Annotated in this window: 14 protein-coding genes; 12 read left to right on the forward strand and 2 right to left on the reverse strand. The window is 40.2% G+C overall.

Features of this window, described 5'->3' with window-relative positions; genetic code table 11:
* Nucleotides 1-32 precede the first annotated feature (32 nt).
* The 9 genes from ACTJJD_RS06380 (at nucleotide 33) to ACTJJD_RS06420 (ending at nucleotide 13,613) form a co-directional block, all read left to right on the forward strand.
* Nucleotides 33-3,077 (forward strand): efflux RND transporter permease subunit, encoded by a 3,045-nt coding sequence (locus ACTJJD_RS06380; protein ID WP_440608196.1) that lies wholly within the window; start codon nucleotides 33-35, stop codon nucleotides 3,075-3,077.
* Between the two features lie 176 nt (nucleotides 3,078-3,253).
* Nucleotides 3,254-4,318, forward strand: coding sequence for an L-threonine 3-dehydrogenase (gene tdh / locus ACTJJD_RS06385; RefSeq protein WP_440608197.1), 1,065 nt, complete (start codon nucleotides 3,254-3,256; stop codon nucleotides 4,316-4,318).
* Nucleotides 4,315-5,496, forward strand: a complete 1,182-nt coding sequence (locus tag ACTJJD_RS06390; protein WP_440608198.1) for a glycine C-acetyltransferase — start codon at nucleotides 4,315-4,317, stop codon at nucleotides 5,494-5,496. Before tdh ends, ACTJJD_RS06390 begins: the two co-directional genes overlap by 4 nt.
* Before the next feature lie 158 nt (nucleotides 5,497-5,654).
* Nucleotides 5,655-7,181 (forward strand): tRNA (N6-isopentenyl adenosine(37)-C2)-methylthiotransferase MiaB, encoded by a 1,527-nt coding sequence (miaB, locus tag ACTJJD_RS06395; RefSeq protein ID WP_007499471.1) that lies wholly within the window; start codon nucleotides 5,655-5,657, stop codon nucleotides 7,179-7,181.
* A gap of 1 nt (nucleotide 7,182) precedes the next feature.
* Nucleotides 7,183-7,617, forward strand: coding sequence for a RicAFT regulatory complex protein RicA family protein (locus tag ACTJJD_RS06400; RefSeq protein WP_008344661.1), 435 nt, complete (start codon nucleotides 7,183-7,185; stop codon nucleotides 7,615-7,617).
* Nucleotides 7,618-8,067: 450 nt separating this feature from the next.
* Complete coding sequence (gene cotE / locus ACTJJD_RS06405; protein WP_007499466.1) at nucleotides 8,068-8,613, forward strand: outer spore coat protein CotE; 546 nt, start codon at nucleotides 8,068-8,070, stop codon at nucleotides 8,611-8,613.
* Nucleotides 8,614-8,737: 124 nt separating this feature from the next.
* A complete protein-coding gene (gene mutS, locus ACTJJD_RS06410) occupies nucleotides 8,738-11,314 on the forward strand; it encodes a DNA mismatch repair protein MutS (protein ID WP_440608199.1) in 2,577 nt (858 codons plus the stop codon).
* Between the two features lie 22 nt (nucleotides 11,315-11,336).
* Nucleotides 11,337-13,238, forward strand: a complete 1,902-nt coding sequence (gene mutL, locus ACTJJD_RS06415; protein ID WP_440608200.1) for a DNA mismatch repair endonuclease MutL — start codon at nucleotides 11,337-11,339, stop codon at nucleotides 13,236-13,238.
* A gap of 201 nt (nucleotides 13,239-13,439) precedes the next feature.
* Nucleotides 13,440-13,613, forward strand: a complete 174-nt coding sequence (locus tag ACTJJD_RS06420; protein WP_158082758.1) for a hypothetical protein — start codon at nucleotides 13,440-13,442, stop codon at nucleotides 13,611-13,613.
* Nucleotides 13,614-13,758: 145 nt separating this feature from the next.
* Here ACTJJD_RS06420 and bslA read toward each other — a convergent pair whose 3' ends face one another.
* Both bslA and ACTJJD_RS06430 read right to left on the reverse strand, forming a co-directional pair.
* The gene (gene bslA, locus ACTJJD_RS06425; RefSeq protein WP_072367239.1) at nucleotides 13,759-14,295 is read right to left on the reverse strand and encodes a biofilm surface layer hydrophobin BslA; all 537 of its coding nucleotides are present in this window, start codon (nucleotides 14,293-14,295) and stop codon (nucleotides 13,759-13,761) included.
* Nucleotides 14,296-14,420: 125 nt separating this feature from the next.
* Nucleotides 14,421-14,822 (reverse strand): hypothetical protein, encoded by a 402-nt coding sequence (locus tag ACTJJD_RS06430; protein ID WP_008344023.1) that lies wholly within the window; start codon nucleotides 14,820-14,822, stop codon nucleotides 14,421-14,423.
* 589 nt (nucleotides 14,823-15,411) lie between these two features.
* On the opposite strand from ACTJJD_RS06430, the gene ACTJJD_RS06435 reads away from it, so the two are divergent.
* From ACTJJD_RS06435 to ACTJJD_RS06445, 3 genes are all read left to right on the forward strand, one after another.
* On the forward strand, nucleotides 15,412-15,885 hold the full coding sequence (locus ACTJJD_RS06435) for a CarD family transcriptional regulator (protein ID WP_007499456.1): 474 nt from the start codon (nucleotides 15,412-15,414) through the stop codon (nucleotides 15,883-15,885).
* A 314-nt stretch (nucleotides 15,886-16,199) separates the two neighbouring features.
* Nucleotides 16,200-16,949, forward strand: coding sequence for a poly-gamma-glutamate hydrolase family protein (locus ACTJJD_RS06440; protein ID WP_056704764.1), 750 nt, complete (start codon nucleotides 16,200-16,202; stop codon nucleotides 16,947-16,949).
* A 165-nt stretch (nucleotides 16,950-17,114) separates the two neighbouring features.
* Entirely contained in the window at nucleotides 17,115-18,263 is a 1,149-nt protein-coding gene (locus ACTJJD_RS06445) for a Rap family tetratricopeptide repeat protein (RefSeq protein ID WP_056704766.1), read from the forward strand.
* Nucleotides 18,264-18,289 lie beyond the last annotated feature (26 nt).

The raw sequence follows: 18,289 nt of genomic DNA on the forward strand, positions 1-18,289 counted from the left end.
CATCAAAAATAAATATTTAAGTAGGTGAAATAATGATCGAAGCTTTTTTAAAAAGGGGAAAGCTTGTTTTTATTTTATTTTTTATCGTTCTCATTGCTGGAGGTTATTTGTTTACACAGCTTCCTAAACGAGAACTGCCAGAGTTTCAAGCAAATATTGTAACCATTTCGACTGTTTTCCCTGGTGCTGATGCAAAACAGGTAGAAAGTGATGTCACCAATAAGCTCGAGTCGGCCATTTCTGATATCAATGGTGTAGAGAAGACAAGCTCTGTTTCTGCTATTGGTTTCTCAAATATTGTGCTTGAAATTGATGATCAAGCCGATTTTCAAAAGGTGGCAAGTCAAATCAAGAGTGAAACCTCAAATGCCGCCTCTTCTTTTCCAGATGGTGTGATGGAGCCAGATGTAAAGGATGAGTTTGGCAATGTGCCAGTTGGTTCTTATATGATTGTAGCAAGTAACTCATCTGATTTAGCAAAAAGTCAGAAATCGCTGCGTGCGTTAAAAGAAAAAGTGGAGGACATCAAAGGTGTTGATGGAGTTGTCATCAAAGGATTCAATGACAAACAAGCAATATTGAACTTGGATTCAAGTAAACTGGAGGATAACGGGTTAAACGTGACCGATGTCACAAATGCCATCAATCAAGAATTTGACACATCCCCTCTAGGTGACGTCCAGGCAGCTGGAGAAAAGGTCAAGCTGTCCATTGATGCCTATGATCGTTTAGATCAAATCAAAAAGATTGAGATTTTCTCAAAAACGAGCCGCAAGCCTGTTACAATCGGTGAGCTTGGTCGTTTAAAAGAAGTAGAAAAAGAGAAAAGTGATATCGTTTCATATAACGGAAAGCCAGCCTATTCATTTACAGTCAATATCAAGCCGGGACTGGATATTCCTAAAATGTATGACAAAGTCAGTGCGGTCATTGAAAAAGAGAAAGAGCTGCCAAATGGTGTGGATTGGATAGACTACTATTCACAAAAAAGTGAAGTGGATTCCATTTTTAACGATTTAATCAAAGAAGCGATCGTGGCCATCATCGCCGTCATTATCGTCACCACACTTGGTCTAACCATTGGTGGTGCGTTTATCGTTTCACTTGCGATTCCGCTATCCATAACGATCGGAACCATCCCGCTGCCGTTTTTACAAGTGGACCTTAATCAAATTTCAATTATTGGCTTTATCATTGCGCTAGGGATACTTGTAGATGACGCCATTGTCGTCAACGATAATATTTTGAGGCAGATGAAAAAATACGAAAGTCCGCTTAAAGGAACAATTGCAGGTGTAAAAGAAGTGGCTGGATCTATTTTAACGTCAACACTGGCTGTTGTCTTTGCCTTCTTGCCGCTTGTTTTCCTTTCTGGTGCGAACGGTTCATTTATTCGAGCGTTACCGTCTGTTCTAGTCACAACTGTACTTGCGTCAATGGTCATTTCATTGACACTTGTGCCAGTGTATCAATATACAGCAAACCGAAAAAGAAAGAACAAGAAGATTCAAAAAGAACCGGGCTTTTTAGGCAAACCATTAAAAAGGTTAGCCGATTTTTATGCAGATCGAGTACTGACAAACATCGTGAAGCGGCCACTTCTCATTGGATTAAGTGGTTTGCTCGTAGCCACACTTGCCTTTTTGCTTATTTTCGCCACACCATTTGAGTTTTTCCCTGCGGCGAATAAGAAAGAAGTTGTTGTCACTGTGACACTTCCAAGTGAAACAACCTTAGATAAAACGAATGACACATTAGAGAAAATAGAACAAGAGATCAAACAGCAAAAAGGCATTGAAGAGACGGCCATTTTTGCAGGCGGCGGTGTGCCGAACTTGTTTAATGAAAGTATCTCAAACGCAAGTGATCATACGGGTCAGGTTGTTGTCAGAGTAGATAATGAGCAGATGACAAGTAAAGCATTGATCGATCGTATGACAGAGCCATTGCGAAAGAAATTTAAAGATCCTGATATCTTTATGAAAACCATTGTTCAAGGTCCGCCAACTGGTGCGCCTGTGACCGTAACCATTGCAGGAGAACAATTTTCAAAGCTCGTGGATGTGAAAGAGAAGCTCACAAAAGAAATGAAAGAAAGTGGAGCGAGCCTGATCACAGACGATGTCAATCAACCGGTGAAAACCATCTCATTTGAATTGAATCGTGACCGAATGGCAGAGGATGGGCTCACTGCTCAGTTTGTCAGCAGACAGCTTGGCCTAGTCACAGAAGGAATTCCATTAGGCACCTTTAAACAAGGAACAGATGACATCGACCTCGTAGTGAAACAAGACATGAGCACACATCAAAACGGACTGAAGCTAAAAGACATCAAGGTGCCTGTGAGTACAAATGAGGGGGGAATGCCTCAACTTGAGCCGCTTAGCCGATATGTAAAGGAAAAAGAAACAGAGCAGTATGAAAGCATTCCGCATGAAAACGGGATGCCGACGATCACGTTAAAGGCATATCCTGGTACATCAGATACGTTTAAAGACGATATGACAGAAGTTGTAAATGAAGTTGGGGAAAGCGATGCAGCGAAGAATTTGACCATTTCTCAGGGCGGAGAAAATGAAGATCAAACCCAATTCTTTATTGAAATTAGTCTCTTATTTGGGGTAGTCCTGCTGCTCATTTATGTGACCATCGCTTTCCAGTTCAATTCACTCATGCTTCCGCTTTTAGTTCTTGGAACGGTTTACTTAGCGATATCCGGAGCCATTATTGGACTATTTGTCACTCAAACGCCGTTTAGCTTTATGGCCACAATGGGGATTGTCTCATTGGCAGGTATTGTTGTCCGAAATGCGGTCGTTTTGTTTGAATTTATTGAACAGAGGCGCAAGCAAGGTCTCGATCAACGAACAGCTGTGATTGAAGCGGGGAGGGCAAGGATTAGACCTATTTTGCTGACAGCATTTACAGCACTTGTCGCTCTTATGCCCGTTGCTTTAAGTAATGACCCACTCTTTAAGCCGCTAGCGATCTGCATCGTATCAGGTGTCTTTTTCTCAACGATTCTGACACTACTGATTGTGCCGGCTTTATATGTAGCCGTTTCAAAAAAACGCTGACAACTTAAAAGCAAATCTCCGAATAAAAGGAGATTTGCTTTTTTTTTAGAAAAATATCTAAAAAAATATGTGGAGTGTTCATTTGTCTTCTCCTGAAAGACAGTGGTATTTACGTCTAAAATAAGACATGATAAGATCGGATTGGGAGAAGTTTTTTAACAAAGGGGTTGTACGTCATGTGTGGAACGATGAAAGCGATTGTTAAAAAAGAAAGCGCTTACGGAGCGACGATGATGGAAATGCCGATTCCAGAAATAAGTGATCATGAAGTGCTCATCCAAGTAAAGGCTACTTCGATATGCGGAACGGATGTGCATATTTATAATTGGGATGATTGGGCGAAGGGGAGAGTCAAAGCACCGTACATTTTTGGTCATGAATTCACAGGGGAAGTTGTCAAAACGGGGAACCAAGTCTCACGAGCAAAAGTAGGGGATTTTGTATCGGCTGAGACGCATATTGTCTGTAATCAGTGTTATATGTGTTTAACGGGTCAGCAGCATTTGTGCAGCGAAACGAAAATTTTAGGGGTAGACATTGATGGCTGTTTTGCTGAATATGTCAAAGTACCAGAACAAAATGTGTGGCATAATCCAGCTCAAATGCCAGTGGAACTTGCATCTATTCAAGAACCGCTTGGAAATGCTGTTCATACAGTTCTGCATACACCTGTTTCCGGAAAGTCAGTGGCGATTTTTGGCTGCGGTCCCATTGGTTTAATGGCGATTGCGGTTGCAAAAGCCTCCGGGGCTGTCCAAGTGTTCGCTGTTGATAAAAATGAATACAGACTGGATCTTGCCCGTAAAATGGGTGCAGATTATATCGTGGATATCGGAAAAGATGATCCTGTTGCCATGATTAAGCAGCTCACGCGGATGGAAGGGGCAGACGTGATGTGTGAGATGTCAGGACATCCCGTTGCGATTAATCAAGCACTCGAAGCTTGTGCAAATGGAGGGAAAGTGAATATACTAAGTTTGCCAGAGCGGCCGGTAACCATTGACATTACGAATCAAATTGTTTTTAGGGGACTAACCGTGCAAGGGATCACGGGGAGAAAAATGTTTGAGACGTGGCGTCAAGTATCCGAACTTTTAAAAACGAATACCATTGATGTACAGCCGGTTGTCACCCATACGCTGCCATTTGAAGATTATGAAAAGGGATTTGAACTCATGAGAAATGGTACGTGCGGGAAGGTCGTACTGATCATGCCATCATATCAAAGGGGGACGAAATGATGAAAGAATTTACGTATTTAAAAGATGAATTGGACACAATGAAGCAGCAAGGCACACATCAAACACTGAAAGAAATCGATTCCAAACAATCTTCCACGGTGACATTAAATGAACAATCCGTCATACAACTCTCTTCAAATAACTACTTAGGTCTCACCTCACATCCAAGGCTGATGAAAGCGGCAAAAGAGGCGATTGATGAATTCGGTGCTGGAACAGGATCTGTACGAACCATTGCTGGAACGATGACAATGCATGAACGGCTTGAAAAAAAGCTCGCTGCTTTTAAAAAGACAGAGGCAGCCCTTGTATTCCAATCAGGCTTTACGACCAACCAAGGAGTCTTATCCAGTATTCTCACAAAAGATGATATTGTCATTTCAGATGAGCTGAACCATGCCTCAATCATCGATGGGATTCGCTTAACAAAGGCAGATAAAAAAGTATATGCTCATTCTAATATGGAAGAGCTTGAGAAAATTTTAAAGAAATCGATGAATTACCGCGTCCGTCTTATCGTGACAGATGGTGTGTTCTCAATGGATGGAGATATTGCACCCCTTCCTGAGATTGTAAGACTTGCAGAAGCATATGATGCCTTTGTGATGGTAGACGATGCCCATGCGTCTGGAGTACTTGGTGAAAATGGGCGCGGAACAGTGAATCATTTTCAACTTGACGGCAGAGTGCATATTCAGGTTGGCACACTTAGTAAGGCAGTTGGTGTGCTAGGCGGTTACGTCGCTGGTTCTGCCGTTTTAATCGACTATTTAAAGCATAAAGCAAGACCGTTTTTATTCAGCACCTCACATCCGCCGGCTGTCACAAGAGCCTGTGAAGAAGCCATTGAAGTGCTGTTAGACGAACCGGAGCGCATTGAAACTCTTTGGGAGAACGCTGCCTATTTTAAAGAAAAAGTCATCGGTCTTGGATTTGAGGTGGCACCAACAGAAACGCCTATTATTCCAATGATGATTGGAGACGAGGCACTCACTTTCCGGTTTTCAAAAGCATTAATCGAGCGCGGCGTTTTCGCTCAAGGCATTGCTTTTCCAACTGTAGCGAAAGGAAAAGCGAGAATTAGAGCCATCATCACAGCTGAGCACACAAAAGAAGAGCTTGACCGTGCACTGACAATCATCGAAGAAGAAGCAAAAAAACTGAATATACTTGATTGAGAGAGCTGAGGCTCTCTTTTCTTTTGATCAAGAGTATTGATGACTGTCCAGATGAATAGACATTTTTCATAGAAAAAACACATATGAATTTATTTTCAATTCACGACAAAATAGTCTATACTGTAGGGTGGAGCTTGGTTTGAAAGGAGTACAAATTCATGAATGAAGAGCAGAGAAAAGCGAGCGGACAAGTAAGTTCATCGGACAAAAAATCCGAGAAGGACTACAGCCAATATTTTGAAGCTGTGTACATTCCGCCTTCCTTAAAAGATGCAAAAAAACGGGGTAAAGAAGAAGTCGAATACAATCAATTTCAAATTGACGAGCGGTTTCAAGGGTTAGGGAACGGCCGCAAGTTTTATATTCGCACATATGGCTGTCAAATGAATGAGCATGACACAGAAGTGATGGCTGGTATTTTTATGGCGCTTGGTTATGAACCAACAAATTCGACTGAAGATGCGAATGTCATCTTATTAAACACTTGTGCCATTCGTGAGAATGCAGAAAACAAAGTGTTTGGAGAGCTTGGTCATTTAAAAGCATTAAAGCGTGAAAAGCCAGATTTAATCTTAGGCGTCTGCGGATGCATGTCGCAAGAAGAATCTGTCGTTAACCGTATTTTAAAGAAACACCCATTTGTTGACTTGATTTTCGGTACCCACAACATTCACCGCCTGCCAGAGCTATTATCTGAATGCTACCTTTCAAAAGAAATGGTCATTGAGGTTTGGTCTAAAGAAGGCGATGTGATTGAAAATCTTCCGAGAGCCCGCCAAGGAAAAATTAAGGGCTGGGTGAATATCATGTACGGTTGTGATAAATTCTGTACATACTGTATCGTCCCTTACACGCGCGGGAAGGAAAGAAGCCGCCGTCCGGATGAAATTATTCAAGAGGTCAGACGCTTAGCAGCAGAAGGATATAAAGAAATTACCCTTCTTGGTCAAAACGTGAATGCGTATGGAAAAGATTTTGAAGACATGGAATATGGCCTTGGTCACCTAATGGATGAGCTGCGTAAAATCGATATTCCACGTATCCGTTTTACAACAAGCCACCCGCGTGACTTTGATGATCACTTAATTGAAGTGCTTGCCAAAGGCGGTAACCTTCTCGACCATATTCATTTGCCGGTTCAATCAGGAAGTTCTTCTGTGCTGAAACTCATGGCAAGAAAATACGATCGTGAACGTTACCTTGACCTAGTGCGCAAAATCAAAGAGGCAATGCCAAATGCTTCATTAACAACGGACATTATCGTTGGGTTCCCAAATGAAACAGATGAGCAGTTTGAAGAGACGCTTTCCCTCTATCGTGAGGTTGAGTTTGATGCGGCTTATACGTTCATTTACTCTCCAAGAGAAGGAACACCAGCAGCCAATATGAAAGACAACGTGCCAATGCGTGTAAAAAAAGAACGTCTGCAGCGCCTGAATGCACTCGTAAATGAAATTTCTGCGAAAAAAATGAAGGAATATGAAGGGCAGACTGTCGAAGTATTAGTTGAGGGTGAAAGTAAAAACAACCCTGAGATCCTAGCCGGATATACAAGTAAAAGCAAGCTTGTGAATTTTAAAGCACCAAAAGAAGCGATTGGCAACATCGTCAAAGTGAAAATCACACAAGCCAAAACTTGGTCTCTTGACGGAGAAATGGTTGGAGAAGCTATCGAGGTGAATTAAAATGACGCTTTATTCAAAGAAAGAGATTGTCGAGCGCGCAAGAGAGCTCGCGAAAATGATTTCTGAAACAGAAGAAGTTGATTTCTTCAAAAAAGCAGAAGCGCAAATCAATGAAAACACAAAAATTGCAGCGATCATTAATCAAATTAAGGCACTTCAAAAGCAAGCTGTGAATTTAAAGCATTATGGCAAACATGAAGCCTTAAAACAAGTGGAAGAAAAAATTGATGCCCTGCAAGAAGAACTGGATGAGATCCCAGTGATTCAAGAATTCAAAGAATCACAAACAGAGGTTAATTCCCTGCTTCAGCTTGTAGCGCACACAATTTCTAATCAAGTAACGGATGAAATCATACTTTCAACCGGCGGTGACCTCTTATTAGGAGAAACCGGTTCAAAAGTGAAAAACTCATCCCCAAGTTGCTCCATTAAATGAGAAAACCCCGCAGATGCGGGGTTTTTATATTATATAGAATATATGTAATTTGTATTTTGCTACTGCACCAACAACAAAATGTTGATGCAGTAGCCCCTGTATACCATAAAAATGTCTTAAACTAAAAATGAATTGATTTTACAGATTAGAAGATTTAAATTGAAACTCAATGCTTAATCCAAAAATATTTATTATAATATGAAACTCTTTCACAAAAATCCCTCCCTATATAAAGAAGGGCTACTAACTTTATTACATCAAATTACACCATTTCAGTCAACCCCAATCTCTCACTCTCCAACTTTTCCAATTTTCAAGGCAAGTTTATGGGCGACCATGCATACACTGAAACAGAAATGAATTTAATTGAACATGAGACTCAAAATCGTGACACACTAGACGAATGCCCAGCATAAGATAAAACGATCAAGAACAAGGAGGCATGCCGGAATGTCTGAATACAGAGAAATTATTACAAAAGCGGTGGTTGCAAAAGGGAGGAAATTTACCCAAAGCACACACACCATTTCTCCATCGCAAAAACCAACCAGCATCCTAGGCGGTTGGATCATTAATCATAAGTACGATGCTGAAAAAGTCGGTAAAACAGTTGAGATTGAAGGTACATTTGATATTAACGTGTGGTATTCTTACGCAGACAACACGAAAACCGAAGTGGTCACAGAACGTGTAAAATATGTAGATATCATCAAACTGAGATATAAAGATAAAAACTTCCTTGATGATGAGCACGAAGTGATTGCGAAAGTCTTACAGCAGCCCAATTGCTTAGAAGTCACCATTTCTCCAAATGGCAATAAAATTGTCGTTCAAGCAGAGCGTGAATTCATTGCTGAAGTAGTAGGGGAAACCAAAATTGTTGTAGAAGTCAATTCAAGCTGGAAAGAAAAAGATGATCACGAATGGGAAGAAGAAGTGGATGAGGAATTAGAAGATATTCATCCAGAATTCCTCGCGGGTGATCCAGAAGAGTAATTGATGACTAGGGCGCATATCCCCCTAGTTTTTTTGTGCCTTGATCTAGGGAAAAAAGGTGAATTTTTATGCTATAATGAAAGATGGTATGAATTCGAAAGTAATATAGTGAGGGATTAGAAATATGGCAAGTTATACGCCCATGATACAGCAATATTTAAAGATCAAGGCAGATTACCAAGATGCCTTTTTATTTTTTCGCTTAGGCGATTTTTATGAAATGTTTTTTGATGATGCAAAAGAAGCAGCACAAGAATTAGAAATTACGTTAACAAGCAGGGATGGCGGCACGATTCCAATGTGTGGTGTTCCATATCATTCTGCGTCTGCATACATAGAACAACTGATTGAAAAAGGCTATAAAGTCGCCATTTGTGAGCAGGTGGAAGACCCTAAAACGGCAAAAGGTGTGGTCAAAAGAGAGGTCGTTCAACTAATTACACCAGGTACGGTCATGGATGGCAAAGGACTGAATGAAAACGAAAATAACTTTATCGCATCTGTTTCCAGCTTTCAAAATGGCTACGGTCTTGCGCTTTCCGATTTATCAACAGGTGAAAACATGGCGGCTTTCATTGAACGGTTAGATGAAGTTGTGTCTGAAATTTATTCTGTCGGTGCAAAAGAGATTGTGGTATCAAAGCAGCTTAATGAAGAAACGGTGAAAACCTTGAAGGAACGCTGCCAAACGACCATCTCATACGAAGATAGCGCTGAATTAATAGATGAAGCTGAACGACTCGTTGCTCATCTTGACGAACATCTGAAAAGAGCATTTTTAACACTCTATGCATACTTAAGAAGAACGCAAAAAAGGAGTCTTGATCATCTTCAGCAAGTTCAAGTGTTTCAGCTTGAACAAACGATGAAAATTGATCTTTACTCAAAGCGAAACCTTGAATTAACAGAAACCATCCGTTCAAAAAGCAAGAAGGGTTCTTTATTATGGCTCTTAGATGAAACAAAAACGGCAATGGGCGGAAGATTGCTGAAGCAATGGATCGATCGTCCGCTCATCCGCCTTTCACAAATCAAAGAACGCCAGGAAATGGTGCAAATTTTGATGGAACATTTCTTTGAGCGAGAGGATCTGCGAGAACGTTTAAAGCAAGTGTATGATCTTGAACGTCTAGCAGGCCGTGTGGCATTTGGAAATGTGAATGCCCGTGATCTCATTCAATTGAAAGAATCTCTCAAGCAAGTGCCGGCTATTAAAGAGCTTGTCCATTCTCTCCCAGAGGATATGGCGAAATCTAGAGCAAATAACATTGACCCATGCGGTGATTTACTTGATTTATTAGAAGATGCTCTTTATGAGAATCCGCCGATGACGTTAAAAGAAGGCAATTTGATTAAAGACGGCTACAATGCAAAATTAGATGAATATCGTGATGCGAGCCGGAACGGGAAAGATTGGATTGCTCGTCTTGAACAGCAAGAAAGAGAATATACAGGCATTCGATCGTTGAAAGTCGGCTTTAATAAAGTGTTTGGCTACTATATCGAAGTGACCCGTGCAAATACGCATTTATTAGAAGAAGGCCGTTATGAAAGAAAACAAACCCTTGCCAATGCAGAGCGGTATATTACACCTGAATTGAAAGAAAAAGAAGCCCTTATTCTTGAGGCGGAATCAAATATTAGTGAATTGGAATATGAACTATTTTCTGCGCTTCGGGAACAAGTAAAAGCCTATATTCCTAGATTACAGTTGCTCGCAAAACAAATGAGTGAGCTTGATGCGCTGCAATGCTTTGCGACTGTGAGTGAAAAGCGGCGTTATGTCCGCCCTGAATTTTCATCAGATGAAGTGGAAGTCATTGATGGTCGTCATCCTGTTGTTGAAAAAGTGATGGATCATCAAGAGTATGTGCCGAATGACTGCCAAATGGGCAAAGGGAGACAAACCTTGCTCATTACTGGTCCGAATATGTCAGGGAAAAGCACATATATGAGGCAAATGGCATTGATCTCGATTCTTGCGCAAATTGGCTGTTTTGTGCCAGCATCAAAGGCAACCCTTCCGATTTTTGATCAAATCTTTACACGTATTGGGGCGGCAGATGATTTGATTTCTGGTCAAAGTACTTTTATGGTAGAGATGCTCGAAGCAAAAAATGCGATGGTGCATGCGACAAAGAACAGCTTGATTTTATTTGATGAAATTGGACGCGGGACAAGCACTTATGATGGAATGGCTCTTGCACAGGCTATCATTGAATTTGTGCATGATCATATTGGAGCCAAAACGCTTTTCTCTACCCATTATCATGAACTGACGGTACTGGAATCCCAATTAAGCGAACTGAAAAATGTCCACGTACGAGCAGAAGAACATGAAGGGACAGTTGTTTTCTTACATCAAATCAAAGAAGGAGCAGCGGATAAAAGCTACGGCATCCATGTAGCGCAGCTTGCTGAACTGCCTGATGCGATCATTGATCGAGCCCAGACCATCTTAACAGAGCTTGAGAGCGGATCACATGAAGTGATTCCGCGCGTCTCTAAAGCTCCGAAAAAAGAAATGGCTGAGGAAAAACAGCAGCTTTCTTTCTTTGAAGTGGAAGAAAAACCGCAAACAAAACCTGTGCTGAAAAACAAAGATCAAGCAGTGATCGAAGAGTTGAAGTCATTTAATTTAATGGATATGACACCGCTTGAAGCGATGACAAAGCTATATGAATTGCAAAAGAAATTATAATGTAAGGTGAGGTGAGCAAGAAATGGCAAAGATTATTCAGTTATCCGATGACCTATCAAATAAAATTGCAGCTGGTGAAGTGGTCGAACGCCCGGCTTCTGTTGTGAAGGAGCTCGTGGAAAATGCGATCGATGCTAGTAGTACTGTCATTGAAATCGATGTAGAAGAAGCAGGACTTTCTTCTATTAGAATTATTGATAATGGGGTGGGAATCGATGCTGAAGATTGTAAGCTCGCCTTTCAGCGTCATGCGACGAGTAAAATCAAAGATGAAAATGATCTGTTTCGTGTCAGGACGCTCGGTTTCAGGGGGGAGGCGCTGCCAAGTATTGCCTCTGTCTCTCACTTAGAAATGAAGACAAGTACCGGTGAAGGTGCTGGAACACACTTAGCTCTCCAAGGCGGGAAAATCATTTCGGAGAAAAAAACCTCTGGCCGTCGCGGCACCGAAATTGTGGTCACCAATTTATTTTATAATACGCCAGCCCGTCTAAAATACATGAAAACTGTTCATACGGAGCTTGGCAACATTTCTGATGTTGTGAACCGAATTGCACTTGCTCATCCAGAAGTGTCGATTCGTTTGCGACATCAAGGAAAAGTGCTGCTTCAAACAAATGGAAACGGAGATGTGCGGCATGTGCTTGCGGCCATTTATGGAACGGCAGTGGCCAAAAAAATGCTGCCACTACATGTACAATCACTTGATTTTGAAGTAAAAGGCTATATTTCCTTACCAGAAGTGACAAGGGCATCACGTAATTATATGTCTTCTGTTGTCAATGGCAGATACGTCAAGCATTTCCCGCTGGTAAAAGCCATTCATGAAGGATACCATACACTGCTTCCGATCGGACGCCATCCGATTACATTTATTGAGATGAAGATGGACCCCATTTTAGTCGATGTGAACGTACATCCTTCTAAACTTGAAGTCAGACTAAGTAAAGAGCAGGAACTTCATGAATTGATCAAACAAGGGATTAAGGACGTCTTTCAAAAGCAGCAGCTTATTCCAAGTGCTTCAGTGCCAAAAAAAGCACCAATGCCAGCAGTGAAAAATGAGCAACAGTCCTTATCTTTTGATTCTAAACAAACAATGAAAAGCCGAATGGAAACACCTGTTTCCTATGAGCCGGACTCACTCGCATCGGCTGTATACGAGACTAGTCAGAACGACACATACGGGATGCGTGAACCGGAAAGTACGGAAGCGACTTTACCAGCATCGTCTGAAGAAAAGTTTGACCATGTATATGTAGAGGAATCTGCAGCTTCGCATGAACAACATGATGAAGTGATACTGGAAGACAGTGCAGCCCAGCATCAGGCTGAAAGTGAACGTGTCCCTGTGATGTATCCGATTGGACAAATGCACGGAACGTATATTTTGGCTCAAAATGAACGCGGTCTTTACATCATCGATCAGCACGCTGCCCAAGAGCGAATCAAGTATGAGTACTTTCGTGAAAAGGTAGGAGACATTGAACAGGAAGTGCAAGAAATGCTTGTTCCATTAACCTTTCACTACTCAAAAAACGATATGTTGATTATTGAAGAGCATATCGATATTTTAGCAAAAGTAGGGGTCTTCTTAGAGCCATTCGGATCAGGCAGCTATATCGTTCGATCGCATCCGCAGTGGTTTCCTAAAGGAGAAGAGGCTGAACTCATCGAAGAAATCATTCAGCAAGTACTTGATGAAAAGCGTGTGGATATCAAGAAACTGAGAGAAGAAGCGGCGATTATGATGAGCTGTAAAGGCTCAATTAAAGCAAATCGTCATTTGCGTCACGATGAAATCAAAGCCTTATTAGATGAACTCCGGCAAACACAAGACCCATTTACATGTCCGCATGGCCGGCCGATTATGATTCATCATTCTACATACGAAATGGAAAAAATGTTTAAACGGGTGATGTAGCAGGATTTTAGCTGGTGGGTGAATCGGTTTGCCCACCAATTAATTTTTCAATCCGATAGTCTGTTTCGTGTTGTTGTGATGTGAAGATAAACATCCGCTGTCATGTTGTAAGGATAACCCCTTTCCTCAAATGGATAGGGGTTTTTGTTATTTGGTTATACGATTAGGTGAAGCGTGATATGATTGTAAAAAGGAGGGAATATGATGACATTCAAAAAAGCGTTCAATATAGGTTACTTTGTTTTGCTTTTATCTTTTTTTGTCGTATATTTTTTGCTTCCAGTCGATCAACTATTTACCGCAATGATGATCCTAACCTTACTATTTGGCGTATATCAATTTGTGATTTTTAAAAAACTAAAAGAGCAAAAATAACAATAAAAAACGCCATATATGGGTTTGCCAACTAAATGATGACAGTCCATCATGAGATATGGTGTAACAATTATATAAAGTGCAGTAAGCACAGCGGCAATAGTTGTGATAAATGAGAAAAAGCGCTCTAAGAGCGCTTTTTTGTTTAGCATCCGCAAGGATTTGGCGGTGTGACGACAACTGGCCGTTTATTAATATCAATCGTATCCTCTGCATAAAATGTGGAACCGATGCTGATCGCACGATTTTCTGCGCGGAACGTATATGTACCTGCAGCAGGAAGTACTTTATGAGAAAGTTGTAATGTATATTGGGAACTTCCGAATAAATCGAAACGAGCTGGAATGCGAACAGTTTTTCCATTGTTCAAAATGTAACTGTCTTTTAAAGCTTTTCCGTTGATAATATCCTTTGTTGTGGCTTGAAAACCTGCTGGTAAAGTAAATTCAACTGCACCAATACTTAGAACAGAATTTGGACGGTAAGTCAGGTCAATGTCAGAAAAAGACCATTCCTGTTTACTTGCTCCTGTGATTTTTGCATAAAGTGCAGCTGGCCTTGCATTCGTTGAAGCTTTGCTTTCCTCTGTTTTAGCCCCTTCAGCTGATGCGGCTAGCGGTACTGAGAGTGCTATGACCAATGTCAGCATCCCCATCATAATGATTGTCCATGTTTTCTTCATTTCTTCCTTCCCCCTTGGTTGATTATAGGTAAATAATAGATGATTACATCCATTATTTACCTATAAGGTTACCATATTCCTATATGTCATTAAATGGTATTTTATACCCTTATTTTTCTTGTTTTTTAGTAATAACGGGGTAGGAATGCATTTGGTTGGTTCATTCCGTAAGCATTTCCTGTCATATGATGATTTGCCGGCATCATCATTTGCATATCATGATAGCCGTATGGCTGGTGGGGAGCCATACCATAACCGCCGTAGTGACCGAAGTGATGGTGATCGTTCATCTGTACATTTGAATAGGGATCATACTGCTTCGTAAAAGGAGAATAGGCTGAATGATGATGCGGGTGGTGTCCGCTATAAGCATCTTTTTTACCGGTATGATAATGATTTGGCATATTCATATGGTCATGCATGTTTGGTGCGATCATATGCTCATGATTGGCTGTATACACATTTTCAAACGTGTGATAGGGATTTCCTTGATGGTAATGGTTGGTTTGGTTATTCATATTATTCATTTTGTATCTCATCCTTTTTTTCAGGTTGCCATATCTTATGAACTGCACCTGTTTCATGAGCCTATCCATATGAAAGAAAAGAACGACATGCAACAAAAAAACCGGCTTTTCAGCCGGGAAAACAAAAGCAGGTGCAGCGTCAAGCACTAAAATGAGAAGCTATGTCTTTTTCTGCGACGCTTCTTACATCTGCTACAGACACTTTTAGGAAAATAATGGGGATCGTAGCTTCTTGACGTATCCCAAAAATCGCTCTCAAACCAATCATCTTTTTTATGATAAGACATCTTTTTTTCACACGGCTCAATATGGTGATGATCGTCATGCTTTTTATAGCATTTTGAGTGGGAATGTTTGCTCTTGCATTTGCACATTGTCATCCCTCCTAAATGTGACTCAATGCTAGTATATGCAAGAAAGGTGTACGAGGACTGGATGGTGGCGCTCCTTTTGTAAAAAAAGGCTAATTCTTTAAAAACTCAAATAAAAAGAATTGACTAGTGCTAAATTAACATGATAAAATATAAATTTTTATCCTCTGCTGAAATGTGTTATAATGATATTGTGAATACTTTCGGAGGTGGCGGATTTGTTTCAAATAGGTGATAAAATTGTTTATCCAATGCATGGAGCCGGTGTGATTGAAGGAATGGAAGAAAAAGAGATTTTAGGTAAGACGCAGGAATATTTTCTGATTCAAATGCCGAATATGCAGATGATGGTCCCAAAAGGCAGAATCAATCAACTAGGTATACGTCCGGTAGCTGATCAAGCTACGCTGAAAGTTGTGATGAACAATTTTGCAGAAGAAACAAACGACGACACGCTTACTTGGAAGCAAAGATATGATGAAAATCTGAAAAAGCTAAAAACAGGTTCGATTGAAGATGGCGCAGACGTTGTCAAAGATCTGATGAGACGTAATCAGAAAAAAGCCTTAAATTCTAGTGAAAAGAAGATGCTTGAAGATGCACGGGGCATGTTAGTGAGCGAAATTTCACTGGCACAAGGCATGTCGCAAGATGAAGTGCTGACAGCATTAGAGAATGAATTAAGAGTTTAATGCTGGATATACAGAGACTGGCTGTAAACAGAAGGAGATATTCCTTTTGTTTACAGCTTTTTTATTTGAAAAAAGATGAAAATTCCCAATTTTGTAGGTGTTTTTGACTAAAACTAAAATGAGGTCATAGGATTTAGTTTTTACTTGCACATGAACCGTTTTAAAGAAGCCCAAAATACCTAGGGCAACATAAAAAAACAGGTAAGTTCTCCTGATTCATGAAAAGGAGCCGGACATTCTTTGAATTCTTTTAGCGATTGATAGTAAAATAATGCGATAAGATGACATCGAAGAGAATGAAAAGGAGCGGTGAAATGAAAAGACTACTCATATGTGGATTCATCTTTCTCATCCTGTGTGCTCTTTTAATGGTGAAATGCAGCCATTCTATCCAAGAAAATAAAGAGCAAAAACAACATCATGAAGAAGTAGAAAAGTATAAGAAAGAGCGAAAAAAAGGGGATCAATATGAAAGTTTTAAACAGCTTATACGGCATGAAAGAGACGGCTATGAGATAGAGTTTCATGAAAAAGGGGGAAGTGACTTACTTGTCTTTTCTCCTCACGGCGGCGAAATTGAACCAGGAACAAGTGAAATTGTAGAAGCATTTGAAAAGAAGTACTCTACGTATTTATTTGAAGGGACAAAACAAGATAACAATCGTGACTTGCATATCACTAGTACAAAATTCGATGAACCGATTTTGGTTCAAATGATTAAAACATATCCCTTTTCTATATCAATCCACGGCTATAAAAGTGATAGAAGACATACACTTGTGGGCGGGACAAACGAAAAAATGCAAGAAGCGGTTGTGCGAGAACTAAAAGACCGGGGCTTCTCCGCAGAGCTCGTGCAAAAAGGCGAGCGCCTCTCTGGAACGGATCCAAACAACATTAATAATCAAAATGCCAGTGGCGAAAGTGTCCAGTTAGAAATTAGTACGGCGCAGAGAAAAGCCTTTTTTGACAACTTTGATACGAGAAAAGGAAAGAAAAAAGCATTTAGTCGCTATGTCAGTGGTTTAAAAGAAGTGCTTAGAGAATTCGACCCTTCTTCGTAGAAAAAGGGTTTTGATGGGCAAAAGTACTCTCTTTAAACTTGGTAAAAAAGATAGAAATGTGCAAAATCAACATAAAATATGAAATAAATGACAATTTGCCTTAAAATCATAAATTATGTAAAATAATAGTTATCAGTTTGATATGATAGAATGGGGCTGAAGTGGATGGCACACAAAATACCATCTTCCGAAGTAGGTGTAAAAATCAATCAATGGTACACACATATTTGCAAATTTGAAGTTGATCAGGCAAACGATATGAAGCGCCTTGTTGAAGAAGACATTCATGAGATGGAAGAAGATCAAGATTTATTACTTTATTATTCTCTCATGGATTTTCGCCATCAAATGATGCTTCAGCACTTAACGCCAGTCCATGCAGGGAATGAATCGCTTCAAGCGGTCTCTTTTCCAAAAGAAATTGAAGAGGCAGAAGATGAGATGACGGGTTTATTGGGCTATTACTTTCATTTTTTCCATGGAATGTATGCATTTACCCAGCACCGGTATATCGAAGCCATTTCCTATTATAAGCATGCGGAACATCAGCTGATCTTAGTGACAGATGAGATCGAAAAAGCGGAATTTTATTATAAAATTGCTGAAGTATACTATCATATGAAACAAACCTATTTTTCTATGCATTATGCGAAAAAAGCGAGAGACATCTATAAGAAACATCAGCTTTATGGAAAAAGAAGCATTCAATGCGATTTTGTGATGGCAGGTAATTGGATTGATGTAAATCAGCATCAAAAAGCGCTCCCGTATTTAGAAAAAGCTTTAAAAGTGTGTGAAGCAATGGAAAGAAAAGAATGCACATCTTATTTTAAGGCGATGGCCCTTAATAACTTAGGAACTTGTCATTATAGTATGGGAACCTATCATACAGCGACTGTCTTCTTTGAACAAGCCATTTCACTTTATCAAAAAGATCAAGCTGCAACGATGATCAAATCATTGTTTTCACTGGCTCTTACTTGTTTTAAACTCGAAGATATGGAGCGAGCGAGTGAGGCTATAAAGGAAGGCATGAATCAGGCCTCTATATTGGGAGATGAAATTTATCAATTGAAATTCCAATTTTTACAGGCACTCTATATAGAAACAGACAGCTCTGAACAATTGAGATCAGCCCTTTTGGGACTACGAAACAAAAAAATGTTTGCTGATTTAGAGGAATTGGCACTTGATGCGGCTAATTATTATAAGGAACGCGACATGTACAAGGAATCTTCCACTTTTTTTGAAATTGTGATCGAAGCGCGTACGCACATTCAAAAAGGAGATGAGATGTATGAGAACGAAGCATAACATGTCAGCTGCTCAAGTAGAAGAAA

It is taken from the genome of Bacillus sp. 22446 (assembly GCF_052044955.1).
Taxonomy (GTDB): domain Bacteria; phylum Bacillota; class Bacilli; order Bacillales; family Bacillaceae; genus Bacillus; species Bacillus altitudinis.

Excerpts from the sequence above, each read along its gene's own strand:
- ACTJJD_RS06380 (WP_440608196.1), top strand. The coding sequence starts at position 33 with ATGATCGAAGCTTTTTTAAAAAGGGGAAAGCTTGTTTTTATTTTATTT.
- tdh (WP_440608197.1), top strand. The coding sequence starts at position 3,254 with ATGTGTGGAACGATGAAAGCGATTGTTAAAAAAGAAAGCGCTTACGGA.
- ACTJJD_RS06390 (WP_440608198.1), top strand. The coding sequence starts at position 4,315 with ATGATGAAAGAATTTACGTATTTAAAAGATGAATTGGACACAATGAAG.
- miaB (WP_007499471.1), top strand. The coding sequence starts at position 5,655 with ATGAATGAAGAGCAGAGAAAAGCGAGCGGACAAGTAAGTTCATCGGAC.
- ACTJJD_RS06400 (WP_008344661.1), top strand. The coding sequence starts at position 7,183 with ATGACGCTTTATTCAAAGAAAGAGATTGTCGAGCGCGCAAGAGAGCTC.
- cotE (WP_007499466.1), top strand. The coding sequence starts at position 8,068 with ATGTCTGAATACAGAGAAATTATTACAAAAGCGGTGGTTGCAAAAGGG.
- mutS (WP_440608199.1), top strand. The coding sequence starts at position 8,738 with ATGGCAAGTTATACGCCCATGATACAGCAATATTTAAAGATCAAGGCA.
- mutL (WP_440608200.1), top strand. The coding sequence starts at position 11,337 with ATGGCAAAGATTATTCAGTTATCCGATGACCTATCAAATAAAATTGCA.
- ACTJJD_RS06420 (WP_158082758.1), top strand. The coding sequence starts at position 13,440 with ATGATGACATTCAAAAAAGCGTTCAATATAGGTTACTTTGTTTTGCTT.
- bslA (WP_072367239.1), bottom strand. The coding sequence starts at position 14,295 with ATGAAGAAAACATGGACAATCATTATGATGGGGATGCTGACATTGGTC.
- ACTJJD_RS06430 (WP_008344023.1), bottom strand. The coding sequence starts at position 14,822 with ATGAATAATATGAATAACCAAACCAACCATTACCATCAAGGAAATCCC.
- ACTJJD_RS06440 (WP_056704764.1), top strand. The coding sequence starts at position 16,200 with ATGAAAAGACTACTCATATGTGGATTCATCTTTCTCATCCTGTGTGCT.
- ACTJJD_RS06445 (WP_056704766.1), top strand. The coding sequence starts at position 17,115 with ATGGCACACAAAATACCATCTTCCGAAGTAGGTGTAAAAATCAATCAA.